This window comes from Smaragdicoccus niigatensis DSM 44881 = NBRC 103563, assembly GCF_000380645.1.
GTDB lineage: Bacteria > Actinomycetota > Actinomycetes > Mycobacteriales > Mycobacteriaceae > Smaragdicoccus > Smaragdicoccus niigatensis.
This window is the reverse complement of record NZ_AQXZ01000017.1, coordinates 159,716-180,632: the sequence shown is the minus strand read 5'-3', so window position 1 is coordinate 180,632 and position 20,917 is coordinate 159,716. Positions and strand designations below refer to the sequence as shown.

General features: G+C 64.6%; 17 protein-coding genes and 1 tRNA gene. 16 read left to right on the top strand and 2 right to left on the bottom strand.

The genetic code is table 11. From position 1 onward, the window contains the following. Positions 1-113 precede the first annotated feature (113 nt). The 3 genes from F600_RS30455 (at position 114) to F600_RS0113575 (ending at position 4,499) form a co-directional block, all read left to right on the top strand. A complete protein-coding gene (locus tag F600_RS30455; RefSeq protein WP_051090816.1) occupies positions 114-1,802 on the top strand; it encodes an Ig-like domain-containing protein in 1,689 nt (562 codons plus the stop codon). Between the two features lie 103 nt (positions 1,803-1,905). Next, positions 1,906-2,481: a PadR family transcriptional regulator gene (locus F600_RS0113580; protein WP_018161169.1), complete on the top strand. Its 576-nt coding sequence runs from the start codon at positions 1,906-1,908 to the stop codon at positions 2,479-2,481. Continuing rightward, on the top strand, positions 2,478-4,499 hold the full coding sequence (locus tag F600_RS0113575) for an NADPH-dependent 2,4-dienoyl-CoA reductase (RefSeq protein WP_018161168.1): 2,022 nt from the start codon (positions 2,478-2,480) through the stop codon (positions 4,497-4,499). The genes F600_RS0113580 and F600_RS0113575 overlap by 4 nt, the downstream gene beginning before the upstream one ends. A gap of 78 nt (positions 4,500-4,577) precedes the next feature. Here F600_RS0113575 and F600_RS0113570 read toward each other — a convergent pair whose 3' ends face one another. Then, positions 4,578-5,540 (bottom strand): carbon-nitrogen hydrolase family protein, encoded by a 963-nt coding sequence (locus F600_RS0113570; RefSeq protein WP_018161167.1) that lies wholly within the window; start codon positions 5,538-5,540, stop codon positions 4,578-4,580. A gap of 71 nt (positions 5,541-5,611) precedes the next feature. On the opposite strand from F600_RS0113570, the gene F600_RS0113565 reads away from it, so the two are divergent. The 5 genes from F600_RS0113565 to F600_RS0113545 all read left to right on the top strand — a co-directional run bounded on the left by F600_RS0113565 (position 5,612) and on the right by F600_RS0113545 (position 8,786). After that, positions 5,612-6,262 carry a TetR/AcrR family transcriptional regulator gene (locus F600_RS0113565; protein ID WP_156024582.1) on the top strand — a complete coding sequence of 217 codons (651 nt, stop codon included), beginning with the start codon at positions 5,612-5,614 and terminating at the stop codon, positions 6,260-6,262. 99 nt (positions 6,263-6,361) lie between these two features. Beyond that, positions 6,362-6,784, top strand: coding sequence for a hypothetical protein (locus tag F600_RS0113560; protein WP_018161165.1), 423 nt, complete (start codon positions 6,362-6,364; stop codon positions 6,782-6,784). A 55-nt stretch (positions 6,785-6,839) separates the two neighbouring features. Next, positions 6,840-7,643, top strand: coding sequence for a mycolate reductase (gene cmrA / locus F600_RS0113555; protein ID WP_026306514.1), 804 nt, complete (start codon positions 6,840-6,842; stop codon positions 7,641-7,643). Positions 7,644-7,647: 4 nt separating this feature from the next. Next, a complete protein-coding gene (locus F600_RS0113550) occupies positions 7,648-8,163 on the top strand; it encodes a nitroreductase family deazaflavin-dependent oxidoreductase (protein ID WP_018161163.1) in 516 nt (171 codons plus the stop codon). Between the two features lie 98 nt (positions 8,164-8,261). After that, complete coding sequence (locus tag F600_RS0113545; protein ID WP_018161162.1) at positions 8,262-8,786, top strand: nitroreductase family deazaflavin-dependent oxidoreductase; 525 nt, start codon at positions 8,262-8,264, stop codon at positions 8,784-8,786. On the opposite strand, the gene F600_RS0113540 is transcribed toward F600_RS0113545, so the two are convergent. Further along, positions 8,783-10,426, bottom strand: a complete 1,644-nt coding sequence (locus F600_RS0113540) for a helicase HerA-like domain-containing protein (RefSeq protein WP_018161161.1) — start codon at positions 10,424-10,426, stop codon at positions 8,783-8,785. The genes F600_RS0113545 and F600_RS0113540 overlap by 4 nt on opposite strands. A gap of 232 nt (positions 10,427-10,658) precedes the next feature. Between F600_RS0113540 and orn the strand changes: the two genes are divergently transcribed. The 8 genes from orn to F600_RS30425 all read left to right on the top strand — a co-directional run bounded on the left by orn (position 10,659) and on the right by F600_RS30425 (position 20,880). Further along, complete coding sequence (gene orn / locus F600_RS0113535) at positions 10,659-11,258, top strand: oligoribonuclease (RefSeq protein ID WP_018161160.1); 600 nt, start codon at positions 10,659-10,661, stop codon at positions 11,256-11,258. Positions 11,259-11,323: 65 nt separating this feature from the next. After that, positions 11,324-11,396, top strand: a tRNA-His gene (locus F600_RS0113530). Between the two features lie 97 nt (positions 11,397-11,493). Continuing rightward, positions 11,494-13,050, top strand: a complete 1,557-nt coding sequence (locus F600_RS30450) for a sensor histidine kinase (protein ID WP_018161159.1) — start codon at positions 11,494-11,496, stop codon at positions 13,048-13,050. Positions 13,051-13,122: 72 nt separating this feature from the next. Beyond that, the gene (locus tag F600_RS30445; protein ID WP_018161158.1) at positions 13,123-14,703 is read left to right on the top strand and encodes a sensor histidine kinase; all 1,581 of its coding nucleotides are present in this window, start codon (positions 13,123-13,125) and stop codon (positions 14,701-14,703) included. 51 nt (positions 14,704-14,754) lie between these two features. Then, a complete protein-coding gene (locus tag F600_RS30440) occupies positions 14,755-16,311 on the top strand; it encodes a sensor histidine kinase (RefSeq protein ID WP_018161157.1) in 1,557 nt (518 codons plus the stop codon). Next, a complete protein-coding gene (locus tag F600_RS30435; protein WP_018161156.1) occupies positions 16,304-17,833 on the top strand; it encodes a sensor histidine kinase in 1,530 nt (509 codons plus the stop codon). Before F600_RS30440 ends, F600_RS30435 begins: the two co-directional genes overlap by 8 nt. After that, positions 17,826-19,358 carry a sensor histidine kinase gene (locus tag F600_RS30430; RefSeq protein WP_018161155.1) on the top strand — a complete coding sequence of 511 codons (1,533 nt, stop codon included), beginning with the start codon at positions 17,826-17,828 and terminating at the stop codon, positions 19,356-19,358. Before F600_RS30435 ends, F600_RS30430 begins: the two co-directional genes overlap by 8 nt. Continuing rightward, complete coding sequence (locus F600_RS30425) at positions 19,351-20,880, top strand: sensor histidine kinase (RefSeq protein WP_018161154.1); 1,530 nt, start codon at positions 19,351-19,353, stop codon at positions 20,878-20,880. The genes F600_RS30430 and F600_RS30425 overlap by 8 nt, the downstream gene beginning before the upstream one ends. The last annotated feature ends 37 nt before the right edge of the window (positions 20,881-20,917 follow it).

Below are 20,917 nucleotides of genomic sequence, written 5' to 3'. Positions count from 1 at the left end.
CATGGTTGCGGCGGCCTCACAGTTCGATAACATCCGCCCCTTTAATTAACAACTTCATCACCAATCGCTACCGTCACAGTACCGATACAAAACGACAACAGGAGTGACCGGCGATGATCAGCCACCGACTGACGGCGACCGCAGCAGCGGGACTGATCGCGTCGGGATCCTTTGTCTTTTTCACGGTGGGAACGAGTTCGGCAGCCCTGGCCGCGAACTGCAGCCAGAAGGACTCCGAGATCCAGTGCGTCTTCCGCTTCACCGGCGGTGAGCAGACGTTCGTCGTGCCGGCCGGAATCACCGAAGTCGGACTTCTCGCGGTGGGCGCCTCCGGCGGTGGCTCCGCTGGCGGAACCGGTGCCGGCACCCCAGGTGCGGGTGGCTTCGGAAACGCCACCGTGCAGCCCGGCCAGACCCTCTATGTCGAGGTCGGCGGACGCGGCGGCAATGGCAACGGCAAGGCCGGTGGAACCGGTGGTTACAACGGCGGTGGCGTCGGCGGTTCGGCGACGAGCGACAGCGGCAAAGGCGCGGGCGGTGGCGGCGGGGCTTCGGACGTTCGCAGCAGCACCCGCAGCAAGGCCGGCTCGCTCGACACTCGTCTCGTCATCGCCCCCGGTGGTGGCGGCGATGGCGCCGGCAGTGGCAAGAACGGCTCCGATGGCTCTCTCAGCGGCGGCGGTGCCGGCGGTGGCAACGGCGCCACAGCCGGTACCGTCGGTTCCGGCGGCGCGGGCGGATCATGCTCGACCGCCGGCGGTGGCGGCGGTGGCGGCGGCCAGTTCGGCGGTGGCGGCGGCGACTGCGGCGGCAACGGTGGAAACGGCACCGCGTACCTCAACGCCAGCTCGATGGCCGACGGCCAGGGCGCGATCGTCATCACCTACGAGACGTCGAGCGCAGCACCGGCACCCGCGCCGGCGCCCGCCCCGAACACCCCGCCGACGGTGGCGGACGACGACTACGACGTCACCATCGGCCAGACGCTCAAGGTTGACGCGCCGGGCGTGCTCGAGAACGACACCGACAGTGAGAAGAACCCGCTGACGGCCAAGCTCGGCGCCACTGTGCCGAAGTACGGCAGCCTCACGCTGAACTCCGACGGGTCCTTCACGTACACGCCACTGCCGGACACCAAGGCCGAAGAGGACTCGTTCACCTACACGGCGAGCGACGGAACCACCACATCGCCGGAAGCAACCGTCACGATCGCCCTCGAGCCCAAGGCCACTACCCCGCCGACAACCACTCCGACCACGCCGCCGCCTCCTCCGCCGCCACCCGTAACTCCGGCGTCGGGGCCGGCCCTCGCGATTGCCGCGTTCAAGTGCGACTCGTCCACCAGCGGCACCTTCGCGATCGCGCTCGCCGACTCGGACACTCCTGTCGATGATCTGACTGTCACTGCCACCACGACAAGCAAGAGTGCTCTGAACTGGTGGTCGCTCAAGGTGAAGGGCACCGGAGCCGCCCGCGCGGTGAGCATCTCGACGGCCAAAGCCGGTACCGCAACCGTGACCGTCACCGTCTCCGATGGCACCAAGAGCGCGTCGACAACGATCAACGTCGCCCGCGGAACCCGGGGCAACGACATGATCCGGGCGACTTCCGGTACGAACCTGCTGATTGGCGATCGCGGTAACGACACGATCATCGGCGGCCCGGGATCGGACCTCATCTGCGGTGGGGCGGGCGATGACACGATCACCGGCGGAGGCGGTCCCGACGCGATCGACGGCGGAAGTGGCAACAACGTCCTCACCGACCCGAGCGCAGACGACCTGATCACGAACATTCCTTAGACCAATCCGCGATGGACCGGTCCGTGGCGATTACGTTGCGGACCGGGCATCGTGGTTATGCACACAGTTGCATAGGCACAAAGTTGCATATACGCTTCTCGCCGTGGCGCTGGAGCACTCAATCTTGGTCTCGCTAGCCGAACGCTCGAGTTCCGGCTACGACCTCGCACGTCGATTCGACAAGTCGATCGGCTTCTTTTGGAGTGCCACGCACCAGCAGATCTACCGCACTTTGAAGCGCATGCTCGACGCCGGCTGGGTCAACGCCGAGGAAGTCGTCCAGGACGGCAAGCCCGATAAGAAGGTCTACCGCATCAGCGACGCCGGTCGGGGCGAACTGTCCCGATGGATCGCCGAGCCGTCTGACCCATCCCTCCCGCGGGACGAACTTGCCGTCAAGCTGCGTGGCGCATCGTACGGCGACGTCGCGGCCCTGCTGGCCGAGATGAAGCGCCACCGCGACGCCCGCGCCGAGCGCCTGGATCTCTACCGCCGCTTCGAAAAACAAGACTTCTCCGCTCCCGCAGAGCTCAGCGGGAGTGCCCTTCACCAATACCTCGTTCTGCGCGCTGGAATTCGCGTGGAAGAGGGCTTCACCCAGTGGTGCGACGAAGTGATCGCCGCACTCGGATCAGCGGCTCCTACCGCTACAGAAAACAACGAAAGAGAGCCGGAATGAGCCGCTACCCCCACCTGTTCGAACCCCTCGACCTAGGTTTCACGACCTTGCGCAACCGCGTCGTCATGGGCTCGATGCACACCGGTCTCGAAGACTGGTCATGGGATACCAAGCGCCTTGCCGCCTTCTTTGCCGAGCGGGCAAAGGGTGGTGTCGGCCTCATCATCACCGGCGGCTACTCCCCCAACCGCCAGGGTTGGCTGCTGCCGTTCGGTGCCCGCATGTCGACGAAGACCGACGCCTACCGCCACCGCACGATCACCAAGGCCGTGCACGCCGAGGGCGGCAAGATCGCGCTGCAGATCCTGCACGCGGGCCGCTACGGCTACACCCCGTTCAGCGTTTCGTCGTCGGCGATCAAGGCGCCGATCAACCCGTTCAAGCCGAAGGCCCTTTCTGAGAAGGGCATTCTGAGCACGATCGAGGACTACGCCAACTGCGCCAAGCTCGCCCAGTTCGCCGGTTACGACGGCGTCGAGATCATGGGTGGTGAGGGCTACTTCATCAACCAGTTCCTCGCGCCGCGCGTGAACAAGCGCACCGACCGCTGGGGCGGATCGACCGAGAACCGTCAGCGCATCGCAGTCGAGATCACCAAGGCGATCCGCAAAGCCGTCGGTCCGGACTTCATCATCGTGTTCCGCCTGTCGATGGCCGACTACGTCGAAGGCGGTCAGACCTGGGACGAGATCACCGGTCTCGCCAAGAAGCTTGAAGCGGCCGGCGTGACGATCATCAACACCGATATCGGCTGGCACGAAGCACGCGTCCCCACGATCGTCACTTCGGTCCCGCGCGCGGCATTCGTCGATGTCACCGCCAAGCTCAAGTCCCACGTCACCATTCCGGTCTGTGCGTCAAACCGCATCAACATGCCGGAGACGGCGGAAGAGATCCTCACTCGCGGCGACTCCGACCTCATCTCGATGGCTCGCCCGATGCTCGCTGACCCGAACTGGGTCAACAAGGCGATGGAGGACCGCGCCGACGAGATCAACACCTGCATCGCGTGCAACCAGGCGTGCCTCGACCACGCATTCGTGCACAAGACGGTGTCGTGCCTCCTGAACCCGGTCGCCGGGCACGAGACGTCGCTCATCCTGTCGCCGACCCGCCGCACGAAGAAGATCGCGGTCGTCGGTGCTGGTCCGGCTGGCCTTTCGGCTGCCGTGAACCTCGCCGAGCGTGGTCACCAGGTCGACCTGTTCGAGGCGAACAGCCACATCGGTGGCCAGTTCGACATCGCGCAGAAGATCCCGGGCAAGGAAGAGTTCGCCGAAACCCTCCGCTACTTCACCCGCAAGATCGAGCTCAGCGGCGTCAACCTCAAGCTCAGCACCAAGGCCACGGCTGCCGACCTCGCTGGATACGACGACGTCATCCTCGCGACCGGCGTCCGTCCGCGCATCCCGAACATCCCCGGCGTCGACCACCCGAAGGTGCTCACCTACGCCGAGCTCGTGCGCGAAGAGAAGCCGGTCGGCAAGAAGGTCGCCGTCATCGGCGCCGGTGGAATCGGATTCGACGTCACCGAGTTCCTCACCGTCGACGGCTCACCGAGCCTCAAGCTCGACGACTGGAAGGAAGAGTGGGGCGTCGTCGACCCTGAGGACGCACCGGGCGCCTTGGGCAAGCCGAAGCCGTCGCCGGCGGCGCGGGACGTCGTCATGCTGCAGCGCAAGGGCTCGTCGTTCGGCAAGGGGCTCGGCAAGACCTCGGGCTGGGTACACCGCGCGGCGGTCAAGGCGAAGGGCGTCGAGCAAATCGGCAATGTCAACTACGAGAAAATCGACGACTCGGGTCTGCACATCAGCTTCGGTGAGAAGCGTGAGCGCCCGACCGTCATCGAGTGCGACAACATCATCCTGTGCGCAGGCCAGGAATCGGTGCGCGACCTCGAGGGAGCGCTGCGTGAGGCGGGCGTGAACCTGCACCTCATCGGTGGGGCTGATCTGGCCGCCGAACTCGACGCCAAGCGTGCAATCGACCAGGGCACACGTCTGGCCGCGAAGCTGTAAGTCAAACGCAACGAGGACCTGACGGCTTCGCCACCGATATATTTCGATGGCGAAGCCGTCAGGTCCTTTGTCCGTTCGTCAGCGGCTCACATGCCGGCCGATGAGCTTGCGCGCTCGGTAGCTGGCCGCACCCTGAATGTTCGAGAGGTCCCACGTGGCGCGAATCAGCGGCGTCATCTCCGGAATCCAGTAACGGTCTTCGATGCGATCGAGCGGCGTCGGGTCGCCGATCTCGATGTTCGCGGCGATGTGGCCTTCGCCGTCGTCATAGGAAAGCCGGCCCAGGATCGTGCCGTCGCGCTCACAAATCTGCGTCTCCCCGACCATCTCGACTCGACCGGAGACCCCGGGAAGCATCGGGAGGTAGCCCTCGATCGGTCCGACATGGCTCGCGTGGACGATCGGAACGCCGACCAGGCGGGCTACCTGGCCGGGCAGCTTGCGGGCGAGCGGCAGGTGCATCTTGTGCTCTTGACGGCCGAGCCAGCCCAGGGGGCCGCTCCAATCCAGGAACGGCACGGTAGGCCAGCACATACCGCCGAGGACGACATCGACGTTGCCGCGAAGCCGGGCGGACGTGCGGTAACGCGCCCACTCCCAGCCACACGCAAGTCCCACCGTGCCGAGTGCCGGACTCGACACGATGCCGTTGTCGGTGCCGCCGCGGTAGTAGTGCTGCTCGTACATCGTCGGGATGTCTTTGTCGTGGGTGTTCACCGTGCCGTCCGGCTCCGCGAGCACGTAGGTGTTGAAGACGTCGTCGCCGCGCTGCGCGAGGAAGCCACCGCCGATGACAACCCCGAGTTCACGCGCCAGGCCGGTATAGAGCTGGAACGGAGCTCCGTCCGAAGGTCGGGCAACGGTCCGCATCGCCGGGTGGTGCACGTTCGGAGCGGAAGCCGCTTCCGGGACGATGATGACGTCCGGCTGGTGCGCTCGGTGCGCATCGCGAATGAGGGAATCCAGGCGCGCCAGATTGTTGTCCACATCGGCGAGGGCGAGTGCGGGCTGCACTGCCGCGACCTTGATCGTCCTGGTCATTCACGACTCCTTTATCACTGTTATTTCGGTGTTAAAGGCTACCTTTCCGAGTCGTGCGACACAATGAACGAGTGGCAGAACGGATGCACGGCAGCGAGATGCGAGGGCGCTTGCTGGAGAGTGCCGCCCATCTGCTCGCCGAGCATGGACCGAGCGGCCTGTCGACGCGCAAGGTCGCCGCCGCGGCCGGAACCTCGACGATGACGCTGTACTCCCAATTCGGGTCGATGCCAGATCTCGTCCGGGCCGTCGTCGACGAGGGATTCAAGCGTCTTGCCGACGAGTTCGCGACCGTGCCGCAGACCGACGATCCCATCGCTGACCTCGGCGGTGTGTTCGCGGCCTATATCGCGTACGCACGGTCGAACCCCGACCTCTACGTCATCCAGTTCGGCTCGGCTTCCCTGGGTGGGTATCGCGGCTCCGGCGACGACGTCAAACTGACGGGTCGGTACTCGTTCGAATACATTGCGCGTGCCGCCGAGCGGGCTGTCGAGGCCGGGCGACTGCGCAATGAACACCCGATGTGGCTCGCTTCGCAACTCTGGACCGCGCTGCATGGGTACGTCCAACTCGAGCTTTCGGGCTACTACGCTCCCCCGGAATCCGGCGTCCGCTACGTGCTGAAACCGATGATGGCGGCCCTGGTAATCGGGCTCGGCGACGATCCGGAGGCCACCGCGCAATCCTCGAAATCCTGGTTCTCATCAGCGACTTCCTGACGTCGACGGCGGGGGGTGGCCCGAATCCACACCTAGGGCGGCTAGTACCGACCATCGCGCGACCGCACCATTGACTCATTGCAAGTGAGGGAGTGCGCCATGAACGTTTGGCTCGACATCGTCGGACCGGCACTATTCATGATCGGGTGTGCTGCGACCACGATCTGGTGGTTCCGCATCGAATCAACCCGAAGCCGGTTCCAGTGGGTCCGGAATGCGGTCAAGAATCAGCAGATCGCCGATGACATGACGGCCGATCAGTGCGCATCCCGTGTCGCGGAATATGTCGAGAAACTGCGCATGGGCCTGATGGCACTCGCGCTCATGGGAATCGGCACGGCCGTGATCGCCATCTCCGCCATCAACAACACCGAGCCGGCCTCGATGACCGCCTTCGTGCTGTGCATCGCCGTGGCGGTGCGATTCGATGCCCTCCTCGGAATTCGCAAGGATGCCCTCGACTTCCTGGACTTCGTCGAGTCGGTGCAGCAGGGCCAAGGCCGGCGGCTGCGACTCGTCTGAGCAAACCGCGGCGCCGATGGCCGGTCCGTCGCGACCGACGGTTTAGAGTCGCCCCATGGGTTTACCTGCTGCTTCTTCAACCAACTGCGCGGTTGTGACCGGCGCTTCGTCCGGCATCGGACTTGCGCTCGCCCGCGAGCTCGCATCGCGCGGCTACGCACTGATCCTCGTCGCCCGGAGGGCCGACCTGCTCGAGAAGATCGCGGCCGAGATCACCGCGGCGCACGGCGTCACGGTTGAGATCCGCCCGACCGACCTCTCCGATCGTGACCAGCGCGGCAAGCTCGTGGACGAATTGTTCGACCGCGACATCGCCGTTCTGTGCAACAACGCCGGGATCGCGACCTTCGGCGCACTCGCCACGCTCGACCCGGCCGCCGAGCGCGCCGAGGTAGAGCTCAACGCCGTCGCGCTCCATGACCTGACGTTGGCAGTCCTGCCCGGCATGCTCGAGCGCCGCGCGGGCGGAATTCTCATGAGCGGCTCGGCGGCGGGCAACATGCCGATCCCGAACAACGCCACGTACGCCGCAACGAAGGCCTTCGTCAACAGCTTCTGCGAGTCGCTGCGCCACGAACTGCTCGACACCGGGGTTCACATCACGCTGCTCGCGCCCGGACCCGTTCGTGGCGAGACCCCGGACGCGGAAGCAAAGTCGTTCGTCGACAAAGCGATCCCGGACTTCCTGTGGGTCACCACCGAGTACACCGCCCGCGTCTCGATCGATGCGCTGGACGAGAACAAGATGCGCATCGTCCCCGGCGTGCTGTCGAAGGCGATGTCGGTGGCCGGTGGCTACAGCCCGCGGGCGATGGTCGCGCCAATCGTCGGAAAGTTCTACGAGCGCCTGGCAAATTAGGTGCATGACCTTCCCTGATGTGCGCTGGGGCAAGCCGGACGGCCTCTTCCGCCGCCTCATCGACAAGCCGATGCTCCTGTTCATGAATTCGCGCATCGGGAAATGGATTCATCGCCACCTGAACTGGCTCGACAAGATTCTGTTGCGAGTCAGTAAGGGACGGATCAACGTCGCTGGACCCGTAGGCCTGGCCTTCTTGCAACTGACCACAATCGGGTGCAAGTCCGGCCAGCCGCGGACTCATCCGCTGATATACATCGTCGACGGCGCTGAGGGCATCGTCCTCGGCAGCAACTATGGGCAAACGCATCACCCAGCGTGGACGGCGAATCTCCTCGCCAACCCGAATGCAACGGTCGAAGTTGGCGCCGAACGATTTGAAGTGCGCGCGACGCTCATCGAAGGTTCGCGCCGCGACGAACTGTTCCAGCGGATGAACGAGGACTATGCGAACTACGAGAAGTACAAGGCGACAGCCGCCGGCCGAGAATTTCGAATGTTCGCGCTCCGACGCGTCTAGGGTCTACCGCCCGCACTGGGTACAGCCCCGCGCGATGGTCGCGCCGATTGTGGGCAAGTTCTATGAGCGTCTGGCCAACTAGACCTAACGTTTGACGCATGTCCGAACTGCGCTTTCCTGACGTGCGGTGGGGGTCGCCGGACGGTTGGTTCCGCCGAGCGTTCCAACCGGCGGCGATCGCCTTCCTCGAAAGTCGTCTCGGTGGCTGGATACATCGGCGGCTCCGCTGGCTCGATCTGGTACTACTTCGGGCGACCGGCGGGCGGGTGTCGATGTTCGGACCGTCGGGCATCTATGTGCTCGTTCTGACGACCACCGGCCGAAAAACGGGGAATCTGCATAGCGTTCCGCTCGTCTACGTACCGCATGAGGGCGGAGCACTCGTGCTCGGAAGCAACTACGGCCGGCTGCAACACCCCGCATGGTCCGGAAACCTGCTCGCCATCCCGAAGGCAACCGTGGAGGTCGGCGGCCAGAAGTTTCCGGTTGACGCTGAACACATCACCGGCGCGCAGTTCGAGGATCTGTTCCGACACTTTCTCGCGATCGGCGAGAACTTCGAAACGTACCGCGAGCGATCGCAGCGCGACCTTCGCATGTTCGCGTTGCGACGCGTGGGTTAGCGCCGGCGGCCCGTCCCGAAGATGCTTCGGGTGATCTCTCGCCCGAGAGCGGTTCCCGCCGAACGCATCGCATTCTTGACGAACGGCTGGTCGAAGAAGCCCGGCTCCTCCTTCTGAACACGCGGCCGAGGTGCCGCCTTCGGTTCCGGCTGCGGTGCAGGTGCGGGCTGCGCCGGCGCTGGTGGTGCGAGACGGGCACTCAATTTCTCGTACGCCGACTCCGGGTCGATCGTCTGCGCATACTTCGGTGCGAGCGAACTCGCATGCGCGGCCTGGTTGATCGCCTGCGGACCGATCGTGTCCATGAGCGAACGCGGCGGACGCAAACGAGTCCACGCGACGGGAGTCGGTGCACCCTTCTCCGACAACACCGTCACGATCGCCTCACCGATCCCGAGCGACGTCAACGCCTCCTCGAGGTCGTAGACCGGGGTCTTCGGGTAGGTGCGGACCGTCTTGCTGAGTGCCTTCTGGTCGTCCGGAGTGAATGCGCGCAATGCGTGCTGGATACGGGCACCGAGCTGCGACAACACTTCGTTCGGGATGTCGGTCGGCAACTGGGTGCAGAAGAAGACGCCGACGCCCTTCGACCGGATGAGCTTGACCGTCTGCTCGACCTGCTCGACAAACGCCTTCGACGCATCGGTGAACAGGAGGTGCGCCTCGTCGAAGATGAACACCAGCTTCGGCTTGTCGAGGTCGCCGGCTTCCGGCATCGTCTGGAACAGGTCCGCGAGCACCCACATGAGGAACGTCGAGAACAGTGTCGGCCGGGCCGCCTGCGTCCCGAGTTCGAAGAGGGTGATGATGCCCTTGCCGTCGACGACGCGAATCAGGTCCGCAGTGTCGAGTTCGGGCTCGCCGAAGAACGTGTCACCGCCGTCGGCCTCGAGATTCACCAGTGCGCGCAGGATGACGCCCGCGGTCGCAGCCGAAACACCGCCGATTCCCTTGAGGGTTTCCTTGCCGTCGTCGCTGGTCAAGAAGGTGATGACGGAGCGAAGGTCCTTGAGGTCCAGCAGCGCGAGGCCGTTCGTGTCCGCCCAGTGGAAGATCAGCCCGAGCGTCGACTCCTGGGTGGCATTGAGACCGAGCACCTTGCTCAGCAGAATCGGCCCGAAGGACGTGATGGTCGCGCGGATCGGCCAGCCGATTCCGTTCGTACCCAGAGACACGAACTCCGTCGGATAACCGGCGGGCGCCCAGTCGGCTTCACCGGTTTCTTTCGCACGCGTGACGATTTTGTCGTTCGACTCGCCCGGCCGCGACAGGCCCGAGAGGTCACCCTTGACGTCCGCCATCACGACCGGGACACCCGCGGCCGACAACTGCTCCGCGATGCCCTGCAGGGTTTTGGTCTTTCCGGTACCGGTTGCGCCGGCCACCAGTCCATGGCGGTTGAGCGTCGCGAGCGGAATCCGAACCTTGGCGGTGGGGTCGACCTGGTTGCCGACCATCACAGTGCCGAGTTCGAGCGCCGCGCCGGAAGTCGCATAGCCAGCGGCGATTTCGGCAGCACCAGACGGAGCGGCAGCGGGCTCGGGGTCCGGCGCGGCGCTTTGTGCTTGGGCCGCGGCTTCCGCGCGGGCCGCAGCGAGCTGGGCCTCGAGCTCCGCGATTTTGGCGTTCGGGTCCGTCATCGTCAAAGATTCCTTTCCGTCCTCGCGACTGGCGCACCAAGCACCCTAGCCGGTGACCGGGTGTCCCGTCCGGCATCCACTCCGCGGTCCGGTGTGCCTTACGATTCGGTGCTCTGCTGGCCTCGTCATCGCGTTATCTCGATGACACTTCTGACGAAGCACCGTTCCGTTTCGCACCTCCCCCCGACGCCGGGCACCGACAAGTTCCCGTCGTTCGCTACTGTGTTGTCCTGTGCAGGACAAACTCGTCTGGATCGACTGCGAGATGACCGGGCTTCGGCTCGACGCCGATGCGCTGATCGAAGTAGCCGCTCTAGTGACCGACGCCGACTTGAACGTTCTCGGCGCGGGTGTCGACATCGTCATCCACGCCGATGAGGACGCTCTCGCCAGCATGCCGAAAGTCGTTGCGGACATGCATGCCAAGTCCGGGCTCACCGACGAGGTACGCGCATCGGCCGTCACCATGGCCGAAGCTGAAGAACAGATCCTCGCCTACATTCGCGAGCACATCCCCGTTGCGGGGCAGGCCGTGCTGTGTGGAAACTCGATCGCCACCGATCGCGGCTTCATCGCCCGCGACATGCCGAAGCTGGACACGTTCCTGCACTACCGCATGATCGACGTCTCGTCGATCAAGGAGCTGTGCCGGCGCTGGTACCCGCGGATCTACTTCGGCCAGCCCGAGAAGGGTCTCGCGCACCGCGCGCTCGCGGACATCAAGGAGTCGATCCGCGAACTCGACTACTACCGAAAGACCGCATTCGTGGCCGATCCTGGCCCGTCTGCCAGCGAGATCGCGGCCGTCACGGAGACACTTCCCCGCCGCTGACAACCGATTGGCGTTCGGCCGGGATCGCACGCTAGTATCGTTCACGCCGCTTCGGCGGCAGCATGGTGGCCGTAGTTCAGCTGGTAGAGCACCAGATTGTGGATCTGGATGTCGCGGGTTCGAGCCCCGTCGGTCACCCTGAGAAGAACGGCCGGTCTGTAATCAGACCGGCCGTTCTGTTTTTCCGTGTGAGCACGGATCACCGATCGTTGCCTGAATCCCTAGTGTTCGAAGTGTGTCCACTGACACGCCCCCAGCGATCGCCGCCGCACTGGCGAGCGTCGAGTACGCGCCCGGTCACGGATTGTCCGATCGGTTGTATGCGCGTTTCGGTTGGAAAGTGTGGCCGATCACGGCGGCCGTAACGTGTACGGTCCTCATTCTCTTGCTCGCCGCAGTCTGGTTCCAGATCAGTCGGATCCTGCAGCTCGCGAATCGCACGCTAATTGAAATCACCGTCCTTTATGCCGTCGTGTTCCCGATCGGACTGGTGCTTCTCGTCGCCGATACAGTGCGCGCTTGCGCGCCTCTGCGCCGCGTCTCGGCAGAGCAGTCTGATCTCGTCACCCAGTTCCAAGCGACTGTCCTTCTGCCGCAGCGGATCACCAGGTCCTGCGTCCTCATGGCGCTTGCCCTGGCGATACCTGGTTCGCTCGTGATGCAGAAGATTCTGCGGGCCAATGTTCACGTGTACGTGTTCGTATGGCTCTGTGCGATCTTGACCTTGACCACAGTCATCGCCGGACTCATGTTTGCGACGCCACTGCTGGTGCGACCTTTTGTTGCCGACCTCCTGACGCGTTTGGAAGAACCCCCGCCAGCCCAGACGATGACCCTTCGCGCCCGACTTGCGTTTCTCATCCCGGTATTCGGCGTGGCAACCACCGCAACCGGGGCCGTCATTGCCGTGCCCAAGGGCAGCGGTGTCCACGCCGCGACCGTCGTCACCATGGTCGTGGCGATAGCTGTCGGACTCCTCGTCTGGACTCCGCTGGTGTCCTTGTTCGCGCGATCGATGCGAGCCCAACTCTCCGACCTGGTCGCCGCCACCAATCGCATCGAAAAAGGCGACTACACCCAGCCGGTCCCCGCTTACTGGGTCGATGAACTCGGCTCCCTTGCGGTGTCATTGAACAAGGCGATGCGCGGACTCGGCGAACGCCGACAGATGGCCAACGAAGTACGCGAATCCCGGGCCCGCATCGTGGCCGCGGCCGATGCCTCCCGAAAGAAGATCGAGCGGAACATTCACGACGGTGCGCAGCAGCGTCTCGTCGCCCTCACAATCGATGCTCGATTACTCGAAACGCTCGCCCAAACGATGACCGCCGACCAACTCGCCCAAGCCCATCGACAGCTCGCCGAGGGTCTGAAGGACGCACTCGCTGAACTACGTGACCTGGCGCGCGGACTGCACCCCGCGGTTCTCACCACCGACGGGCTTGGTCCGGCGCTGCACCAGTTGGCGGCTCGTGGCCGGGTCCCGATTTCGATCGACGCGCCGGCCACGCGCTTCGCCGAGCAAGTCGAGACAACCGCCTACTTCGTCACCGCCGAAGCGCTCGCCAATATCGGCAAATACGCCCACGCCACGAAGGCGTCGGTCACGGTGCACGAACTAGACGGCCAACTCCGCATCGAAGTCGTCGACGACGGAATCGGCGGCGCGACTCCCCACGCCGGATCGGGGTTGAGCGGACTGGCCGACCGCGTCGCCGCCATCGGCGGCAAACTCAGCGTGCACAGCCCGATCGGATCAGGCACCCACATCGTCGCCGAACTGCCGTTGTAGTTCTCGTTCGGATCTGGGCGTTCCGTGCGGGCACGGAACCACAGACATCGCATCTCTCGTAGCGTGTGAAGTGTGTCCAAGGCAGACACACCGTCGCGTCACGCCGACGAAAACAACGGCACCGAGCACGTGCGACGACTATCCGTGCCTGATCGCCTCTATGCCCGTTTCGGCTGGAAGGTCTGGCCGATAGCGGCGGCCGCCGCCTGGGTTCCCGCCGTCCCCCTGCTCTACGGCATCTGGCTCCAGTTCAGTCGTCTCCTGCTTCTACCAACCAGCACTTTCGTTACGCTCCTCGCCTTCCAGACCCTCTGGTATTTCATCGGAGTACCGCTCCTCGTCGTCGACACCGTGCGCGCCTCCGGGCCGTTGCGTCGGGCTCCCACGGGACAATCCGACCTGTTGGCCCAGTGGCAAACCATCGTCCATCTGCCGCGGCGGATGACCCGAACCTGCCTCATCTTGGCGTTTGGAGTCGGGGTTCCCGGCTCGTTCGTGATGGCGGCAATTCTGCGAGCGGACGCGCGCACGTTCGTCTTCATGTGGATCTGTGCGTCGATGACCCTGCCGGTCGTGATCGCCGGCATCATGTTCGCGACCCCGATCCTGGTACGGCCGTTTGTTGCCGATCTCATGACGCGGCTGGAACAACCGCCGCCGTCGCACACGATGACCCTACGAACCCGGCTCGCGTTCCTCATCCCGGTATTCAGCGTGGCGACTACGACTACAGGAGCCGTAATCGGCCTGCCCAAGGGAGGCGGCATCGGAGCCGTCACAATACTCACGATCGCCTTTTCGGCGGTCTTTGGGCTTCTCATCTGGACCCCGCTGGTCTTCTTGTTTGCGCGATCGATGCAGTCCCAACTTTCCGATCTGCTCGCCGCCACCGAACGCATCGAAAACGGCAACTACCGCCAGCCGGTGCCCGATTACTGGGTGGACGAACTCGGATCACTGGCAGCGTCGCTGAACAAGGCGATGCGAGGGCTCAGCGAGCGCCGTCAGATGGCAGATGAGGTACGCGAATCCCGGGCACGCATCGTGGCCGCGGCCGATGCCTCGCGGAAGAAGATCGAGCGCAACATTCATGACGGGGCTCAACAGCAGTTGGTTGCCCTGACATTGGACATCCGCATGCTCCAGTCTCTCGCGCCAACGATGAGCTGCGACGAGGTGGTACGGACGCTCGACCAACTCGCCGAAGCTGTCAAGGGGACACTCGCTGAACTGCGGGACCTCGCCCACGGCCTGCATCCCGCCGTCCTCACCACCGACGGGCTGGGCCCCGCTCTCCAACAGCTGGCGAACCGCGCACGCGTGCCTGTCACGGTCGACGTTCCACCGACACGCTTCGACGACCAGATCGAGACGACCGCCTACTTCGTGGTCGCGGAGGCGCTCGCCAATATCGCCAAGTACGCGCATGCAAACAATGCCGCGGTCGTCGTGAGTGAACGACACGAAATGATTCGCATCGAAATCACGGACGACGGCATCGGCGGCGCCCGCCCGCATCCCGGCTCTGGACTGGTGGGATTGGCTGACCGCGTCGCGGCGATTGGCGGGGTACTCGTGGTCGACAGCCCCATCGGCCGCGGGACACGCATCACCGCAGACCTGCCCCTCGCGGGATCGCTTATCACGACGTAGATTCCGTACCAGCACGGATCGGCCGATCGGCCCGCGGACTTAGGGTTAGGTGTGTCCGCAGACACGCCGACCTTGGACACCCCCAAACGCGGGTTCCCCGAACGGTTTTACGCACGGTTCGGGTGGAAGGTGTGGCCGATCGCCTCTGCCATTCCGTGGGCCTCCGGATTGGCGATGACAATCGCGGGCGCCTGGAACACCCAACGCGTTCGTGCCGCCCCTGTCGATGAGTACATCGGTCTGTGCCTCTGGATCACATTCACGCTTTCGATCGGCGCGCTGCTGTCCGTGGTCGCTGCAATCCGAGGATGTCGATCGCTGCGGACCTTGCCTTCGAATGGCAGTGAAGCCGCGACCGCATGGAACACCACCGTGGCCCTGCCCGGTCGGTTGATCAAGAGAGGTGTCGCTGTCATCGTTGTGTGGGCTCTGCCGTGCATTGCGATCGGCTTCTTTGCCGTCTACGGCTACGACTTGCCCATGATGCTTTGGTTCGCGTTTGGCGGCCTCATCATTCCCGCCACAACCCTTACCGCCCTGGCCTATGGGGTACCTCTCCTGCTGCGTGCGGTCCTGGCCGATCTGGAGCCGCGACTGGACGGCCGGACGCCCGCCGCGCAGTCATTGTCCTTGCGGACCCGATTGCTCCTTTTCATTCCCGTCTTCAGCGTCGGTACCGCATCTGGCGCAGCTGAGTGGGCGCAGCCAGCGGGCGCTGGAATCGACTCCGACACCGTCTATTCGATTCTCCTGACCGCATGCTTCGCGTTTGTCTTTTGGACGCCAGTCGCAGTGCTGTTCGCGCACTCGCTCCTCACACCACTGTCCGATCTCAGGGCCGCGACCGGGCGCATCAAGAAGGCCGACTACACAAGGCCCGTACCCCTGGTGTGGGCCGATGAACTCGGCGCGGTGGCCGGCTCGCTCAACGACGCCATGGGCGCGCTTTCCGAACGCCAACAGATGGCGCGGGAAGTGCGGGAGTCCCGCGCCCGAATCGTGGCGGCCGCAGACAGGTCGCGCAAACGCATCGAACGCAACATTCACGACGGCGCCCAGCAGCGTCTGGTCGCGATGGCCCTCGACGTTCGAATGCTGCAGCAGACCGCCCCGACAATGTCGACCGATGAAATCAACGCAGCACTCGAACAGTTCGCCGAAAGCCTGAAGGAGTCGCTGGCGGAATTGCGCGATCTGGCGCGCGGTCTGCACCCGGCGATACTCAGCACCGACGGACTCGCACCCGCTTTGCAGCAACTCGCGACGCGGGCAAAGGTTCCGATCTCGGTCACCGCTCCCCCAGATCGCTTCCCCGAGCAGATCGAGACGACGGCCTATTTCGTTGCGGCAGAAGCACTTGCCAACGTCGCGAAATATGCTCGTGCGTCACGCGCGACAGTGACGGCTGCGCAAGAAGACGGTCGCCTGAGCATCGAGATCGCCGACGACGGGGTCGGCGGCGCATCCGCCACGAGCGGCTCCGGACTCAGCGGCCTGGTTGACCGCGTCGCGGCGATCGGCGGCCGACTGACCGTCGACAGCGAGATTGGAAGGGGCACGCGAATCGTCGCGGATCTCCCAGTAAACGGGTGGGCATCCAGTGGCTGAGACTCGACACCCGAGCCTTCCGGACCGGTTGTACGCCCGGTTCGGCTGGAAGGTGTTGATCCTCGTCGCCGCTGCGGTGTGGACGTTCGGACTGATTCTGAGCGAGGTCGCAACGCTAAATGTCGTTCGAATGCAACCGATTCCGGAGAGAGAAACGATCTTTCTCGCCGTCTTGGTCGCAGTTGTGATCGGGATAGCCGGGGTCGTCGCGCATTTCATCGCACTGCGATTGGTGGCGCCGCTGCGGCGCACCGCCCGCACCCAAAAGGACCTCGCGGCGGCATGGCAGGCAGCCGTTTCATTCCCGCTGAGCTTCGCGATCCGCAGCATGACAGTGGGGCTTGTCTTGATCTCACCCGCAGTGATCTTCGGCTTTGTGCACGCCTTTGGTTTCCGAGTGCCGCTGCTGATCTACGCGGTCGTCGGCATCAGCCAGATCACTGCGGTCACGGTCATTGTTCTGATCTATGGCGCCGCCGTCCTCGTCCGCCCGCTGCTCACCGACTTGTACAAGAAGCTCGACGCACTCCCGAGCTCGCAGACCGTGACTCTGCGGACGCGCTTGATCCTGTTGATCCCGATCGGCGTGGGTGCCACGGCGACGGGCGCCGCGTTCGCTCAACCCACCCGCATCGGAATCACCACATCGACCATTGTCGCGATCGCTCTGACTTCGGCCTTCGCGCTCTTCATGTGGACTCCGGTGACGGCGATGTTCGCGCACTCGATGCTGACTCCGATCGCCGACCTCCAAGCTGCGACGGAACGAATCCGACACGGCGACTATTCGCAGCCCATTGTCGAGATGTGGGCAGATGAACTGGGCGCCGTTGCGGTCTCACTCAACGAGGCGATGCGCGGACTATCCGAGCGCCAGCAGATGGCGCGCGAAGTCCGCGAATCCCGCGCCCGAATCGTCGCCGCGGCGGATGCTTCGCGAAAGCGGATCGAACGCAATATTCATGACGGTGCTCAGCAGCGTCTCGTCGCACTCACGCTCGATGCCCGCCTGCTCGAGTCGCAGATCCCGACCATGTCTGACGACGAAACGATCGCCGCAGTTCAACAAATCGCCGAAGGGCTCAAAGAGGCGCTGGCAGAACTGCGCGATCTCGCGCGCGGCCTCCACCCGGCAATCCTCACGACGGACGGTCTCGGGCCGGCACTGACCCAGTTGGCGACCCGATCGGCGGTCCCGGTCTCCGTCGACGCACCATCGGAGCGCCTCCCCGAACAGGTCGAGACGACCGCCTACTTCGTAGCAGCCGAGGCTTTGGCGAACGTCGCAAAATATGCGCGAGCCTCCCACGCCACCGTGACCGCGACGCATGTGAACGGCCGACTCAGCATCGTCATCGCCGACGACGGGGTCGGCGGCGCATTCGCCGCCAACGGCTCTGGTCTCAGCGGCCTCGCGGACCGGGTCGCGGCGATCGGCGGCCGGCTGACTGTCGAAAGCGAATCTGGCAAGGGAACGCGAATCACCGCGGATCTCCCCGTGAACGGAACGCCCCATGGCTGACACGCCTCGGCGCGACCTCCCGGACCGGCTTTATGCCCGGTTCGGCTGGAAGGTGTGGCCGTTCACCTCCGCCACGTTCTGGCTGCTCGCATTAGTGGTGACCGAAGCGTGTTCGCTCAACCTCGCGCGTATCCAACCGACTCCCCCGGGCTCCGCCATCAGACTCGCCCTCTTGGCGGGCCTCATGTGTGTGATCGGCGGTTGTGTCTCAACTCTCGTCACCATCCGGTTTTGCGCACCTTTGCGTCGCGCTCTGGACAACGGCGCAGACCTCGTCGGCGGCTGGAACGCCGTGATTTCGCTGCCCATCAAGATGGTCGCGACACACCTTTCGATTGCCGCCGCCTTGGGGATTCCAACCATTGTCATGGCATACGGGCGCGTCTACCACTTCCAGATTCCGGTCCTGTTCATGCCGGTGCTCGGTCTGCTGGGGGTCTCCGCAGCTGCTAGTACCGGGTTGATCTACTTCGGGACCGCATTGGTGCGCCCCTTTCTTGGTGTGCTCCACGATCTCGGCGCTCCGCTCGCTTCTCAAACGGTGACTCTGCGGTCGCGCCTCCTGCTGCTCATCCCGACACTGAGCATCGGTGCCACCGCAACCGGAGCAGGCTTCGCACAGGCGACGGGTAGTGGAGTCACGTGGTCGATGGTCGCGGTCATCATCGTGACCACAGCATTCGGATGCGCGGTCTGGACGCCCATTGGATTCATGTTCGCCCACTCGATGCTGACCCCACTCAAGGACCTCCAGGCCGCAACCGAGCGCATCAAGCGCGCGGACTACACACAGCCCGTGCCGGAGACCTGGGGAGACGAGTTGGGTGCCGTCGCCACCTCCATCAATGAAGCGATGGCGGGACTTGCGGAGCGACAGCGGATGGCTCGCGAAGTCCGCGAATCGCGCGCCCGCATCGTCGCCGCCTCGGACGCCTCACGCAAGCGCATCGAGCGCAATATCCACGATGGTGCCCAACAACGGCTTGTCGCACTCGCGCTTGATGCACGCCTCCTCGAATCGCAGATTCCAACGTTGTCCGGCGCAGACGCGGCCGCCGGCGTTCGACAACTCGCCGAAGGCCTCAAGGAGGCGCTCGCGGAACTTCGCGACCTTGCCCGCGGACTTCATCCGGCGGTCCTCAGCACGGATGGACTCGCACCGGCGTTGCAGCAACTGGCGACGCGAGCCAAGATTCCGGTGGTGATCACGGTTCCGAAGGAGCGCTTCCCCGAACAGATCGAGACGACGGCCTACTTCGTCTCTGCGGAAGCGCTGGCCAACATCGCGAAGTACGCTCGGGCGACGACCGCGACAGTGACCGCCACCCGCCGAGACGGCCACCTGAGCATCGAGATCGTTGACGATGGGGTGGGCGGCGCATCAGCGTCCAACGGCTCTGGTCTCAGCGGCTTGGCCGACCGCGTCGCGGCTATCGGCGGTCGGTTCACCGTCGACAGCCCGCAAAGCGGCGGGACGCGCATCACCGCCGACCTCCCACTGAACGGGTGGCAATCGAATGGTTGAGATTCCCCGTCGCGACCTTGCGGACCGGTTGTACGCCAGGTTCGGCTGGAAGGTGTGGCCTCTCATCGCCGGTACGTTCTGGCTGCTCGGGCTCGTTCTCAGCGAAGGTGCGACGCTCAATCTCTTTCGAGTGCAGCCAATTTCACACCGTGAACTGATCGGACTCGGTCTTTGGGTCGCCGTCATCTGCACGATCAGCGGCACTTGCTCGGTGCTCCTGACCATCCGGGCCTGCGCACCACTGCGGCGCGCCCTCGATCACGGCGCCGATCTCACGGCCGGCTGGGATGCCGTTGTTGCGCTGCCAATCAAGATCTCCCAGCAGGGCCTCGTGCTGGTGACCGTGTGGGCCGCGCCGGCTGCCTTCATCGGATTCGGACACGTCTATGGCGTCGAGATACCACTCCTGGTCATCACTGCGATGGGCGTCCTCATGGTCACCTCGGTGACCGCGACGGGAGTCATCTACGGCGCGGCAGCCATCGTGCGTCCGTTCCTCACGGAACTGCGTAGTCTCGGCGCGCAACCCGGGCCGCAGACCGTCACGCTGCGCGCACGCCTGATCATGTTCATCCCTTCGCTCAGCATTGGCGCCACCGCCACCGGTGCGGTCCTCGCGCAGCCCAGCGGCACCAGGATCACGATGTCCACGATCATCGTCATCCTGGCGACGTCTGCTTTCGCACTGGTTGCCTGGACTCCGGTGACGGTCATGTTCGCCCACTCGGTACTCACACCCCTCGCGAACCTCCAAGCCGCGACCGAACGCATCAAGCGCGGCGACTACACGCAGCCTGTTCCGGAAGCGTGGGCTGACGAGCTTGGCGCGGTTGCGACCTCGCTCAACGAAGCGATGGCGACGCTGTCCGAACGCCAGCAGATGGCGCGCGAAGTGCGCGAATCCCGTGCGCGGATCGTCGCCGCTGCGGACGCGTCGCGCAAACGAATCGAGCGCAATATCCATGACGGCGCCCAACAACGGCTCGTCGCTCTCGCCCTCGATGTTCGGATGCTCGAATCCATGGCCGCGACGATGTCCGCGCCGGAGCTCGCCACGGCACACCAGCAGCTCGCCGAAGGCCTCAAGGAAGCCCTCGCCGAATTGCGCGATCTCGCGCGCGGCCTCCACCCGGCCGTCCTCACCACCGACGGCCTCGGGGCTGCCCTCAACCAATTGGCGACACGAGCAAAACTGCCGGTCACTGTCAGTGCGCCCGACGCCCGCTTCCCGGAACACGTCGAGACGACTGCGTACTTCGTCGCCGCAGAAGCGCTGGCCAACGTCGGCAAATACGCGCACGCGACCGGGGCTTCCGTCGCTGCCGCGCAACTCGACGGCCACCTTCGGATCGAGGTCGCCGACGACGGAATTGGCGGCGCAAACCCGGCATCAGGTTCAGGCTTGAGTGGCCTCGTCGACCGGGTCGCCGCGATCGGTGGTCGGCTCACGGTCGAAAGCCCGAGCGGCAACGGCACACGAGTCGTCGCCGAACTTCCCCTCGTCAACCCGCTTCTGAGCTGACGGTCGGCGCCCTGCACCCTTACGCAGGTTGCGCCGC

Coding starts and splice junctions, on each gene's coding strand:
- F600_RS30455 (WP_051090816.1), top strand. CDS start 114: ATGATCAGCCACCGACTGACGGCGACCGCAGCAGCGGGACTGATCGCG.
- F600_RS0113575 (WP_018161168.1), top strand. CDS start 2,478: ATGAGCCGCTACCCCCACCTGTTCGAACCCCTCGACCTAGGTTTCACG.
- F600_RS0113570 (WP_018161167.1), bottom strand. CDS start 5,540: ATGACCAGGACGATCAAGGTCGCGGCAGTGCAGCCCGCACTCGCCCTC.
- F600_RS0113560 (WP_018161165.1), top strand. CDS start 6,362: ATGAACGTTTGGCTCGACATCGTCGGACCGGCACTATTCATGATCGGG.
- cmrA (WP_026306514.1), top strand. CDS start 6,840: ATGGGTTTACCTGCTGCTTCTTCAACCAACTGCGCGGTTGTGACCGGC.
- F600_RS0113550 (WP_018161163.1), top strand. CDS start 7,648: ATGACCTTCCCTGATGTGCGCTGGGGCAAGCCGGACGGCCTCTTCCGC.
- F600_RS0113545 (WP_018161162.1), top strand. CDS start 8,262: ATGTCCGAACTGCGCTTTCCTGACGTGCGGTGGGGGTCGCCGGACGGT.
- F600_RS0113540 (WP_018161161.1), bottom strand. CDS start 10,426: ATGACGGACCCGAACGCCAAAATCGCGGAGCTCGAGGCCCAGCTCGCT.
- F600_RS30430 (WP_018161155.1), top strand. CDS start 17,826: ATGGCTGACACGCCTCGGCGCGACCTCCCGGACCGGCTTTATGCCCGG.
- F600_RS30425 (WP_018161154.1), top strand. CDS start 19,351: ATGGTTGAGATTCCCCGTCGCGACCTTGCGGACCGGTTGTACGCCAGG.